This is a genomic window from Companilactobacillus halodurans (assembly GCF_009600985.1).
In the GTDB taxonomy this organism is placed as follows: domain Bacteria; phylum Bacillota; class Bacilli; order Lactobacillales; family Lactobacillaceae; genus Companilactobacillus; species Companilactobacillus halodurans.
Genome location: NZ_VDFP01000001.1, coordinates 66,421 through 78,784, shown reverse-complemented (window position 1 = coordinate 78,784; position 12,364 = coordinate 66,421). Strand labels below are relative to the sequence as shown.

General features: G+C 34.5%; 13 protein-coding genes. 10 read left to right on the top strand and 3 right to left on the bottom strand.

The window, feature by feature from the left end; genetic code table 11:
• Positions 1–122 precede the first annotated feature (122 nt).
• Both FHL06_RS00365 and FHL06_RS00360 read left to right on the top strand, forming a co-directional pair.
• A complete protein-coding gene (locus tag FHL06_RS00365) occupies positions 123–974 on the top strand; it encodes a fructosamine kinase family protein (RefSeq protein ID WP_153384269.1) in 852 nt (283 codons plus the stop codon).
• A gap of 90 nt (positions 975–1,064) precedes the next feature.
• Positions 1,065–1,394 carry a hypothetical protein gene (locus FHL06_RS00360; protein ID WP_153384268.1) on the top strand — a complete coding sequence of 110 codons (330 nt, stop codon included), beginning with the start codon at positions 1,065–1,067 and terminating at the stop codon, positions 1,392–1,394.
• A gap of 103 nt (positions 1,395–1,497) precedes the next feature.
• Here the strand turns inward: FHL06_RS00360 and FHL06_RS00355 are convergent, their stop codons facing one another.
• Complete coding sequence (locus tag FHL06_RS00355; RefSeq protein ID WP_153384267.1) at positions 1,498–2,463, bottom strand: AEC family transporter; 966 nt, start codon at positions 2,461–2,463, stop codon at positions 1,498–1,500.
• Positions 2,464–2,495: 32 nt separating this feature from the next.
• Positions 2,496–4,118 carry a malolactic enzyme gene (locus FHL06_RS00350; protein WP_153384266.1) on the bottom strand — a complete coding sequence of 541 codons (1,623 nt, stop codon included), beginning with the start codon at positions 4,116–4,118 and terminating at the stop codon, positions 2,496–2,498.
• A gap of 104 nt (positions 4,119–4,222) precedes the next feature.
• On the opposite strand from FHL06_RS00350, the gene FHL06_RS00345 reads away from it, so the two are divergent.
• The 3 genes from FHL06_RS00345 to FHL06_RS00335 all read left to right on the top strand — a co-directional run bounded on the left by FHL06_RS00345 (position 4,223) and on the right by FHL06_RS00335 (position 6,395).
• Positions 4,223–5,092 carry a LysR family transcriptional regulator gene (locus tag FHL06_RS00345; protein ID WP_153384265.1) on the top strand — a complete coding sequence of 290 codons (870 nt, stop codon included), beginning with the start codon at positions 4,223–4,225 and terminating at the stop codon, positions 5,090–5,092.
• Between the two features lie 588 nt (positions 5,093–5,680).
• Entirely contained in the window at positions 5,681–5,938 is a 258-nt protein-coding gene (locus FHL06_RS00340) for a helix-turn-helix domain-containing protein (RefSeq protein WP_153384264.1), read from the top strand.
• A gap of 1 nt (position 5,939) precedes the next feature.
• Entirely contained in the window at positions 5,940–6,395 is a 456-nt protein-coding gene (locus tag FHL06_RS00335; RefSeq protein WP_153384263.1) for a low molecular weight protein-tyrosine-phosphatase, read from the top strand.
• A gap of 13 nt (positions 6,396–6,408) precedes the next feature.
• Here the strand turns inward: FHL06_RS00335 and FHL06_RS00330 are convergent, their stop codons facing one another.
• Entirely contained in the window at positions 6,409–7,170 is a 762-nt protein-coding gene (locus FHL06_RS00330; RefSeq protein ID WP_153384262.1) for a MurR/RpiR family transcriptional regulator, read from the bottom strand.
• Positions 7,171–7,296: 126 nt separating this feature from the next.
• Between FHL06_RS00330 and pfkB the strand changes: the two genes are divergently transcribed.
• From pfkB to FHL06_RS00305, 5 genes are all read left to right on the top strand, one after another.
• Complete coding sequence (gene pfkB, locus FHL06_RS00325; RefSeq protein ID WP_153384439.1) at positions 7,297–8,226, top strand: 1-phosphofructokinase; 930 nt, start codon at positions 7,297–7,299, stop codon at positions 8,224–8,226.
• A gap of 2 nt (positions 8,227–8,228) precedes the next feature.
• Entirely contained in the window at positions 8,229–10,151 is a 1,923-nt protein-coding gene (locus FHL06_RS00320) for a fructose-specific PTS transporter subunit EIIC (protein WP_153384261.1), read from the top strand.
• Positions 10,152–10,249: 98 nt separating this feature from the next.
• Positions 10,250–10,834 carry a PTS sugar transporter subunit IIA gene (locus FHL06_RS00315; protein ID WP_153384260.1) on the top strand — a complete coding sequence of 195 codons (585 nt, stop codon included), beginning with the start codon at positions 10,250–10,252 and terminating at the stop codon, positions 10,832–10,834.
• A 96-nt stretch (positions 10,835–10,930) separates the two neighbouring features.
• Positions 10,931–11,635 (top strand): MgtC/SapB family protein, encoded by a 705-nt coding sequence (locus FHL06_RS00310; protein WP_153384259.1) that lies wholly within the window; start codon positions 10,931–10,933, stop codon positions 11,633–11,635.
• A gap of 257 nt (positions 11,636–11,892) precedes the next feature.
• A complete protein-coding gene (locus FHL06_RS00305) occupies positions 11,893–12,300 on the top strand; it encodes a hypothetical protein (protein ID WP_153384258.1) in 408 nt (135 codons plus the stop codon).
• The last annotated feature ends 64 nt before the right edge of the window (positions 12,301–12,364 follow it).

Here is a 12,364-nt window from a genome sequence, read left to right as displayed (position 1 = left end):
ATATAATAAAAAACAATCATATTAATGATACGCTAGGTAAAATAAGCTCGCAAGAAAAAGTTTTGATTCTTGAAGATAATTGAGATCATCTTTAAAATTAAGCTAGATGAAAGGGTGACGATATGCAAATTGATAAGAGTTGGTATGATGAATTGAACTTAGGTGATATTAAGCAAGTTCAACCAGTCTCTGGTGGAGATATTAATTTGGCTTTTAAAATAACCACAGCACAAAAAAATTATTTTTTGAAAGTTCAGCCTAAGAATGATCAAAGTTTTTTTGGTCATGAAATTAAAGGCTTAAATTTGATCAATTCAGTAGCTAATGCTCCGCAAGTGATTAAATCAGGAACTTTCAAGAATAATGGCTATTTGATTTTGAATTATATCGAGTTTGGAACTGAGTCTCAATTTGATTTAGGTAAATTAGTGGCTCAGATGCATCAAAAGCATGCGTCAAAATTTGGTTTAAATCATGATGTCTTAAACGCTAAAAATAAAAAAATCAATACTTGGCAAGATAATTGGGCTGACTTTTACATCAACCAACGTCTAGAAGTATTGATCAAACAAGTTAAGCAAAAAAATAATTGGAATGGTTTTCGTGATAAGTTGATGAAGCAATTTGAAGAAATGATTCGTGAATACTATTCAAAAAATCCCATCACGCCTAGTTTATTACATGGTGATTTGTGGAATGGCAATGCTTCCTTTCAAGACGACCATCAGCCAATTTTGTATGATCCTGATGTTTTCTTTGGCAATCGCGAAATGGACATTGCAATGACGTTATTATTTGGTGGCTTCAGCGAAGAATTTTATCGAGGATACAATGATACCTATCCCATGGCAGACAATTGGCAAAAGCGTGTTCCTTGGTATCAAACGTATTATTTGTTAGCTCATCTGAATCTTTTTGGAGAAACTTACGGTCCTAGTTTGGAAAATGCTTTGATGAAAAGCCTAGAAAAATAAAATTATTTCTTGCGATGACTTGTCAATTACTTGGTTAGTGAGTAATACTTAAATATAAGGGTGTTTTCCTCTTGAAGGGAGTGGGCTTAGATGAATAATGAAATTAAATATATTATGGATGAATTAAACGTTGTTTATGGTTTTTATCAAGATAAATTTAGTCAAAAAAGAATTAAAAGCTATATTTTAAGTATGCCAGAGGGGTCACATATCGTTAAAGTTGAATCAGGCAATATCTCTGTTTATGACCAAGAAATCGTTTTGCCGATTGCGCAGTTCAATGACCAAACAGATTCAATCAGTTTATTGCAGGTCAATCATTCAACGGTAAAAAATAGGAAGAGTACTGATATTGCTGAAGATGCTAAGAGAATAACTGACTTAGTAAATCGTTTGATTATATTGGTTTCACCTAAATAAGAAAAGATACAAAAAAAGTTCGTCAACCGCAGAATGTTGACGAACTTTTTCTTTACTTTTATTTGAGGAGGATCTGAACGTGATTTTTAATTGTTTTCAATAATTAAATCAAGTTTGCAATTTGCATTAAGATTGGAACAACGATAACGAAGAGAACCGTTGACGTTGTAACAAGGTTTGTAGCGTAATCGACATCACCATGAGATTGGTCAACCAAGATAGGCAATACGGCTAAACCAGGAGCAGCTGATTGAATGATGAATGAACTGCTTTTTAGTGAAGGCAATGTGTTACCTGTCATTGATCTACCAACTAAGATAATGGCAATCATAAGTGCAGGGGCGATAATGAATCTACCGATTAAGGCAAGAATTGTATCGCGGTCGAACTTAATAGATTTCAAACCAGCATCGGCTAAAATAATACCAATGTAGATAAGTGACATAGGTGTAACGATACCACCAACCATGTCTAAGGTCTTATTGATCCATTCTGGAACTGGGATAGCAATAAGTAAGAATACTAATGAAACTAAGAAACCAACAAGTGGAGCAGGTAGAAGTTTCTTCCAGTTGAAGTCCTTCTTTTCACCCTTATCAACCGTTGGATCATCACTTGAGATGAAGAAGATACCAACAGCCCAAGTTGAAATTGTGTTCATAACATAGTAAACAAGGAAGTAAGGTAAACTCTTGTCACCGAACAAAGCCATATTTAAAGGTAAGCCAATGAAGATTGTATTAGCATTGACGAACATGTTAATGAAAGTACCACGACGTCCTTTTCTAATATGGAAGATCTTTGTTAAAAGCCAAGCTACAATGTAGCCAATTGTAAAACTGGCAAAGGTGAAGACCAAACCACCTGATAAACTTGCTAATTTGTCTCTTGTCAAATACTTAAGAACAGAAACAAAGATTGAAGCAGGTAAGGCAATCTTCATGATAATGAATGAAATATTACCCTTAAATTCGTCGCCTAGTTTACCTGAGCCTCTAAGCCAATACCCCAAGGCAATAACTAGAACGATTTCAGCAACACTCTCTAATGAAGTGATAAATGCAGCCATAAATTAATTCCCCTTTTTTGAAAATTTATATATTAATATTTAGGTTCCCATTTTAGATCGGCAACAGCTTTTTTAGCATCTGTTGCATCTGATAAGTTTTCGTCAATTGCTTGTTGAGCAACCCCTTCGGCAACTGTGATACTGAACTTATCAAGTTTTGAAACTGGAGGCAATACAGCAGCACCAGCTTCTGAAGCATCAACGATACCACCCAATGAGTGAGCAGCTTTATTGATCATGCCATCGCTAAGCAACTTAGCGTTAACAGCAGTAGCACCAAGACCGAGTCCAGGATATACTAAAGCGTTATTAGCTTGTCCGATGTTGTATGTAGTACCATTGTATTCGATAGGATCAACAGGAATACCTGTAGCAATAAGTGCTTTACCATCAGTCCACTTCAATAGGTCTTCTGCCTTAGCTTCAGCTAATTTAGTAGGATTTGAAAGTGGGAAGATAATTGGACGTTCTGTGTGAGCGGCCATTTCTTTAATGATTGATTCTGTGAAAGTACCAGGTTGTGTTGATGTACCAACTAAGATTGTTGGGTGAACTGCTTTAACGACAGCTTCCAAGTTTGTTAATTCATCAGCATTGTCAAATTCACTACGTTTTCTAGTGAATGGCTTTTGTTCTGGTGTAAGATCTTCTGTATCATCGAACAAGAGACCTTGCTTATCAACGAGGTAGAAGTGTTTCTTAGCTTCTTCTTCTGATAAGCCTTCTTCAACCATTGAGTCAAAGATTCTCTTAGTAATACCAGCACCAGCAGTACCAGCACCAAATGATAGATAAACTTGGTCAGTAAGCTTTTCTTTAGAAATGTTCAATGCACCAAGGATACCAGCAAGTGTAATAATACCTGTACCTTGAATATCATCATTGAATGTAAGAATCTTATCTTTGTACTTGTTTAAGATGTTGGCAGCATTGCTACGACCAAAGTCTTCAAAGTGCAAGTACATGTCAGGGAATAAGTCTTCGGCAGTTTCAACAAATTTGTCAACAAAGTCGTAGTACTTGTCGCCTGTAACACGTTCGTGGTGATTACCCATGTAAAGGTCGTCATCAAGTAATGATTTTCTGTTTGTACCAACATCTAAGACAACTGGTAAAACAGTTCTTGGGTCAAGGCCAGCAGCAGCTGTGTAAACCATTAGTTTACCAACTGAAATATCAACACCTTGAACACCCCAGTCGCCAATACCAAGAATTCCCTCACCGTCAGTAACAACGATCAACTTGATATTACGACCAGCAGCAGCGTTCTTCAATGAAGCTTCGATATCATCTTGGTCATCAATTGATAGGAATGCAGCATTTTGTGGATCTAAGAAAAAGTGACTGTAGTTTTCGATTGTATCAGCAATAGTTGGATCATAAACGACTGGCATAAACTCGTTTACATGTTCACTGAACAATTTGTAGAACAAAGTAACATTTTCATTAAAAATATCCATTAAGTACATTCTCTTAGCAAGAAATGTATCTTTATTGGAATAGTTTTCGTAGGCTTGTTCTACTTGTTGGTCCAATGTTTGAACAAATGGAGGTAGTAAGCCTTCGATATGATTTTCTTTTCTCTCTTCCTTAGTAAAAGCAGTGCCCTTATTTAAGAAATGATTATTTAGTAAATCTAAACCAGTGTATTTCATAAATTTAATGCCTCCTAATTAACTTTCGAATGGAACTATACAGCATAATAAAAAACATAGTCAAATATGTTATTATTAATAAATAAAATTTATAGGTGAAAAACATGAATCTAAAAGATTATCAATATTTTAAAAAATTATCTGAATTAAAGAACTTTTCAGAAACGGCCAAGTTCTATAAAGTTAGTCAACCCACGATAACTTATTCACTTAAACGACTTGAAGAAACTTATGGTATTTCTTTAGTAGAACGGAAGAGCTATGCGAACTCGCTTTCATTAACTGAAGCTGGACAGCAATTATTAGTCCATATTAATAGGATACTTCTGGAAAATGATTTAATTGAAGAAGATATGCATCGTATTAAAAGAGACAAGATTGTAATGGGGTGGCCACCGATTATTACAAATTATTTAATTCCCAAAGTCTTTGACAAATTAAAACAAAACGGATTGCTTAACACGATTGTTCCAGTATCCGAAGGTTCTCGAGAACTATTGTCTAAACTAAAAAATGGAAAATTAGATATATCTTTTTTAGGAACAACTACCTTGCCACAAGAAAATCATCTTGATTATCAAATCATTAAGAAGCATCAGTTTAAATTTATTGCTTCAGCTAAAAGAGATACTTCAAAAATAACTACGATTGAACAATTATTTGATGAAGATTTTATCTCATTGGATGAAAGTTCAGTTCACAAACAAGTTCTACAAAATATCGAGGAACGCTATAATGTTTCCCCGTATACTACCTTTCAAACTGCTGATTACAAGTTGATGTTAAACCTTGTTCAAGCAGATAAAGGAATCAGCTTCGTAACGCAGACAGCATTTGAAGGAGTACCTGGAATCAAGGAAGTCAAGCTTGAGGGGGTAAAATTGCCGCCATTTTATATACTTTTTGTATACCGCCACAACATGATAAGTGATAAAACGCTCAAACAATTGATTGATGTTTTTAAAAATATATAGATATTATTTTATAAAACATTCGTGGTATACAGGTATAGTCCAATAACGTTATAATGTATTTGCCAATTAGTATTGGTGGATTAATCTATAGATAATATTTATGCTTATTATCTATTTGTCGACATAGTTTTTGTTCAAATACAATATACAATTATTTATACCTCATCAATATAATAAACTATATTGTGTTTTTATTACATTATTTGCACTTTTTACGGTAAATATTTTTGGGATTTATGGGATAGAAAATGTTTAATTGACGAGAAATGCTATTGTAGAGCCAATTTGGCTAATTTTACTGTTTATTCAGAAATTTATAAAATTATGCTTAATTTATATAGGAGTCAAATTTTGAAAGTAATTGTGATATCATTGGTACGAAGAGGAGATTAATCCTATGTTTCCTCTTTCTTGATAATTTCATGATTATAATAGTTTAAACTATTGTCGATTTAATGGTGGTTCCTCCCTGAGCTACCATTTTTTTGTGTTCAAATTTTCTATACTGGCGAAAACTGCGATATATGGGCATTGATGCATTTTTCTATGGTATAATTTTTCATAACAAGCCATTTAGGAGTTTTTAGTATGAATTACAATGAAAGTCAACAAAAAGAAATTGCTAATTACGCAATGGAGCATGACAACAATTACAAAGCAACCGGTGAAAAATATGGAATTTCATATCAACAAGTGGCTGCTTGGGTTAGAAAGTATAAGAATAACGAAAGTAAGAAAGCAACAAAACCAGCTGCAAAGGCCACGACACTTGATGTACTTAGTCGAAAAGATCCTGTTTTAGAGGCGCAATTAAAAGAAGTCAAGAAACGATTAGGATTAATTTAAAATGAAAAAAGTCATTTTTGTTTGTCTGGGAAATATTTGCCGTTCACCAATGGCTGAAATGATGATGAAGGATTTAGTTAAAAAAGCAGGCTTGGAAAAACAATTTCAAATCGAATCACGTTCCACATCGACTTATGAAATAGGCAATGGTCCACATCCTGGTGCACTTGCCGAATTAAAGCGTCAAGATGTTCCGATAATCAAGCATCAGGCTAAACAAATCACGCAGGATGATTTTGATAGTGCTGATTTGATTATTGGTATGGATCAACAAAATATTGTTAATTTAAAAAAGATGGCTCCAAATAAAGATCAAGAAAAAATTCATCTTGCTTTTGAGATTTTGAATCAGAATAAGGAAGTAGAAGATCCTTGGTACGATCATAAATTCAATCGGACTTATCAACAATTGAAAAAATTGTTGCCACTTTGGCTGAAAAAAATATCTGAGAAATAAAAAAATCATCGACTCAATCGAGTTGATGATTTTTTTTCGTTCTAATAACATATGAATCTAATAAAATACGGCTGATAACTTGAAGAGGTAAACGAGATCTAACTTCATAATCTGGAAAATAAGAAGTTTGAGATTTAAAACCTAATAAAATCATATCAGAATATTTTGCGACGGAACTGTTTTCACTAGTTGTAATGGTCAAAGTACTGACGCCATTTTTATAAGCATTCTTTGCGCCAGTGACCAGTTCTTTAGTTTCGCCGTTTAAGGTGATTAAAATGACTAAGTCTTCTCGTTTGATGCGTTTACTCATCGTGATAATAATATTGGGGTCGGAACTCATAATGCAATTTTTGCCAAGAAGTTGGAGTTTTGTGGTCATTTCATTGGCGATGAATTCTGAAAAACCACGAGCAAAGATATAAATATCAGCCGAATCTTTGATTTTTTGAATAGCATCTTCAATCGTTCCAATATTGATCATTCGTAAAGTGTTGTCGACTTCGTATTTATTTTTGAAAATGGCTTGTTTGATATCATGGTCAACTTTTTCAAGATTTTTATATTTGAAATTGTTCTGCGTACTAGCAGTCAATTGTTGGCGAAAATCGGTGTAGCCAGTATAGCCTTTCTTTTTCATCGTTCTAACAATCGTTGCGGTGGAGACATTAGCATCTTCGCTCAATTTGATGATTGATAGATTAGGGATGTCAGTTAGATTTTCTTGGATGTATTGCCATAGGAATTCTTCTGAAGAACTTAATTTGTCATTCATTAATAATTAATCCTCCTGAAATTGTAAAGCATTTTTCATAAATTTTCGTTAATTAAACGTTTATGTAAACATTTACATAATATCACATTGTATGATGAATCTAAGAAATGGGAAAGGGGTCAGATGATGATTTATACATGTACTTTGAATCCAGCCATAGATTTGTTTATTGAAACAGATCATTTAAAGCCGGAAGTCGTTAATCGGACTAATAGTTATGATATTCAGCCAAACGGAAAGGGTGTTAACGTTTCCTTCATCTTAAAAGATTTAGGGATTGATAATACTGCTTTAGGAGTTGGCGGTGGATTTACTAGTAAGTTTATTGAAGAATCCCTTCAAAAAGAGGGGATTAAAACTGACTTCACTCATATCGAAGGAATTTCTCGCATCAATGTTTTTACGCGTGTTCTGGAAAATGATACAGAATTTAAGCAAGTAAACAATGGACCTGAAGTGAGCTCTCAAAAAGAAGCTGAATTCTTAGAAAAAGTTGCTCAGATAAAAAAGGGCGATAAATTAGTCGTTTCAGGTAGTTTTTCTAAAGGCATTGCACCTGAAACCATTGTTAAAATCTCACAAATGGCAAAAGAACAAGATTTTGACTTGATTGTCGATACTAGCTATCCGGAAGTTGTTAAAACATTGCCACAGAATCCTTATCTCCTAAAACCAAATAATGAGGAATTAGCTTCTTGGTTCGATGAAGACGGAACTAGTGATTTGGATACACTTGTTAAATATTCTAAAAAATTGATTGCAAAGGGTGCACAGAACATTCTTTTGTCAATTGGGAGTAAAGGGGCCTTATTTGTCAATAAAGAACAAGTTCTTTATGGAAACGCTCCTAAAATTAAAGTTGTTAACACAGCTTGTTCCGGTGACACAATGTTAGGCGCTTTTGTTGCAGGCATCGAACAAAAACTTTCATTAAAAGATAATTTGAAACGAAGTATTGCTGCTGCTAGTTCAACAGCAAGCGTTTCTGGATTAACTGACTTTTCAGATGTTAATGTTCTAATGGATCAAATTAAAATAACAGAAATGGAGGCCTAAATATGGCAAAGTATCAGATTATTGCAGCGACAGGCTGTCCAACTGGAATTGCTCATACTTATATGGCTCAAGAAGCCTTAGAAGAATCCGCTAAGAAAAAGGGGATTACTATTAAGGTCGAGACTCACGGACAATCTGGTGTTGAACATGCACTTAGTCAATCAGAAATAGATCAAGCTGATGGTGTTATTATTGCCGCTGATAAGGATGTTGATATTGATCGTTTTGACGGCAAGCGCTTGGTCAATGTTTCAGTAACAAAAGGTATGAAAGAACCAGATGAATTAATTGATAAAATTTTAAATGATAAAAATGTTCCAGTCTATCATAGTGCTGGTTCCGCAAAAGAAAGCAGTTCTGAAGAAGCTGAATTGACAGGGACATTTTGGCATAAACTTTATGTTTATCTGATGAATGGTGTTTCGCACATGTTGCCATTAGTTGTCGCTGGTGGTGTTTTGACTGCTGTATCATTCTTCTGGGGTATTAATTCTGCTGACCCTAAGAGTGCCGAATATAATTCTATCGCTGCCTTGTTGAATACTGTTGGCGGTTTCGCCATGAACTTGATGGTACCTGTTCTTTGTGCTTATATTGCTGAGGCTATCGGTAAGAGAACTGGGTTGGTCATTGGTTTTGTTACTGGGATGATTGCTTATACTAACGGAACTGGATTTTTAGGTGGCATTTTAGGTGGTTTCTTAGCCGGATATGTTGCCGTATTATTAGCGAAATTATTCAAAGGGATTCCAAAGTCTCTTGATGGATTGAAATCAATTTTCATCTTCCCAGTTTTGGGAGTTTTGATTTCCGGAACAATCATGTGGTACATGTCAGTACCTATGAAAGATTTAAACCAAGGTATGATGTCATTTCTAAAGAGTATGGAAAATTCTAGTCCAATTCTTTTAGGATTGATCGTCGGAATCATGTGTGCTGCCGATATGGGTGGTCCAATCAATAAGGCTGCTTATTTAACAGGTACTGCTTTGCTTGCTCAAGGTAATTATTTCTTCATGGCCGGTGTTTCAGCTGCATGTATTGCACCACCACTAGCTACTGGATTTGCTGTTTTGTTCAATAAAAAAGCTTATACAGCTAAGGAACGTAGTGCTGGATATGTTAATTTCTTACTAGGATCGACTCACATTACTGAAGGGGCTATTCCTTTTGCCGCAAAGAATCCTTTGTTGAATTTACCATCATTTATGATTGGTTCATCGATTGCAGCTATTTTAAGTTATGTAACTAGAATTTCTGTTCCAGCACCTCATGGTGGTTTCATTGTTTTGCCATTAGTAAATAAACCATTCCTTTGGGTTCTTTGGATTGTAATCGGTGCTTTAGTATCAGGATTCTTACTCTCAATCATCGCTGGACGTCAAAGTAAACATGATGCACTCGTAACAAGTGCTGGTGAAGTTTCAGTTGATGAAGAACCTGCTGAACAAACTAGTTCTTCGAATAGTTCCAGTGCTGATTTAAGTGAAATTTTGAATAAAAATAATATTGCCTTAGATGTCGATGTTGCGTCACGCGACGAATTATTACAATATTTGGCTGATTTCTCAAAGAAGTTGGGCTATGCTACTGATACAAAAGCTGTTTATCAAAAATATTTAGCTCGTGAAAAAGAAAGTTCAACTGGGATGGAGAAAGGCATTGCCATTCCACATGCTCAAGATAAGACAATCAAGAACTCAGCTATGTTGATTGCTAAATTAAAGAAGCCCATTGACTGGAAGACTTTTGATAATCAACCAGTTGATATCGTAATTTCATTCTTGATACCTGATGAAGATAGTGGCGATAGTCACCTAGAATATCTTTCAAGTACTTCTAAGCTATTGATGCATAGTGAATTCGTTGATTCATTAAGAAAAGCTAAGACTAAAGATGAAATTTTGAATCTATTTCAAGAATAAATAAAGTAATTAAAAGGACTGTCAGAAATGGCAGTTTTTTTGTTTTGAAAGCATTATCATATAAAAAAATGTATCATTGAATTAAGAGGTGAAGATTAATGACAGAAAAAACATCGCTTTGGCAAAGGATTAAGAATCATTTTAAAAAATCACCGAATTCAGATGATGCTCCAAAAAGAACTGTTGTCATCGTTACTAATGATAATAATGTGCCAAATAATCGGCCTCGAGTTGATAAGATGAGTGATTTCTCAAAAGTTTTGGTTGCAAGCGATATTATTTTAGACGTCGATGCTTCATCAAAAATTGAATTATTGAAGTATATTGCTAAATTTGCCCATGAAACTGATTCAAAAATTGATTCTGAAGCACTTTACGGAAAATTGATTATGAGAGAAAACCAGGCTTCGACGCAAATGGGTGGAGGAGTCGTCATGCCTCATGCAATGGATTCGTCAATTTCCAAGTTACGTGCGATTATTCTTAAGCTCAAAAACCCAATCGTTTGGGCACAGGGTGAAAAAGTTGACGTGGTAGTTAGTTTGTTAATACCTGATCCAGAAAAGGATTATCAACACGTTCCTTATATGTCGACTTTAGCTCGTTTGATGCTAAAAAAGGATTTTTTGAAGTCGCTTAAACAGGCAAAGTCATCTGAGGCAGTTCTTAGGCTATTTTCTTAGGTGAAATTTAAACTTTTTTGTTACTTTTACCAAAGAATTAAGTCGATAATGATATACTGTATAGTATCAGCTATGTAGAACATTGGAGGGGTTTATTTGCAAGGTCAATTAGATGTTCTTACAGTAGTAATTAGGTTGTTATTATCAGTTCTGTTTGCCGGAATAATTGGTTTAGATCGAGCCTATAAGCATCGACCAGCTGGTTTGAGAACCCATATTCTAGTGTGCTTAGGAGCTTGTATCGTCGCAATGATTCAAAAGAATATTGGATTCAACGCTTTACAAGTTGCTCAACAATATCCACAATTAAAAAATGTCTTACGGGCTGATGATGCTCGTTTGATTGCGCAAGTCATCAGTGGTATTGGCTTTCTTGGTGCTGGTACGATTATCGTTGAACACCATTCGATTCGAGGACTTACTACAGCAGCCAGTTTATGGGTCGTTGCCTGTTTAGGCTTAGCCATTGGAATGGGCGACTATATCATTGCTATTGCTGGATTTATTGTCGTTTATGCGGTTTTAGGATTCTTGAAGAAAATTATCCGGATTAGTCCAGTTCGAAAGTTAAAGATTGAATATAAGCATAAAGTTGATACGAAGAAATTTATTGATGATTTCTTTCAAAAAAATAATATCACGGTTGAAGGTGTTCGCTTTAGCGTAATGAATCGTGATAATATCAAGGTCTATACTAATGTTTACTCGATCGATTTTGGTAAGAGTTTAGATTACGTCGATATTGTCGAGGGGTTGTCAATGAACGATAATATCATTAAAGTAGAAACTATTAATGTTTAAAAAAATATTCCCGAGTTACTCGAGAGTATTTTTTATTGGGAATTTTTATAAAAAGATATTTAAATTTTTAAATGGCTTAAATTGATTGTATTTACATTTGAGCTTTGATATCTTTAAATTATTGGGGGAATTAAATGATAAGACATTTACCGACCAGGGTCTTAATTGTCTTTTTATGCCTTTTTTTATTGTTAATTATCGGTTTACTTACTCCGAGGGATGAAATTGCCGGTAGTATTCAGGAAACTAAAATTGCCATGGCTAACAGGTCCAAGCAAAAAACAGTTTCAGAATTTAATAAAGAGCGTAAAGAGTACTCGTATGTATCATTTGATAATTTGTATTCAAATACTGACTTGTATTATGGAACGAAGATTTATCAAGTTGGACATATTAAGAATTTTGATTCGGCACATAAATACTTATTAATTGCGTTAGATGGAAATGATAAGTCGAGGACTATCAAGTTAAAATATAATTTATCTAGCTTCGCGCGTGGGGACGTTGATTTACAGGAAAATGATCCTGTTAAATTTTACGGGCGTGTAATGTCAACAGATAGTTATGTTAATGAAAAGGGACGAGATGTTAGTCGACCAGTTGTTTCAGCCGATTTTATTCAAACAAAAAATAATAATCGTAGTGATAATAATGGTATTGTTTAAAAAAAGACCTAGGGCAAATTGTCCTAGGTCTTTTCTTAAAGGAATTCTCTGTTAAAGAAATAGT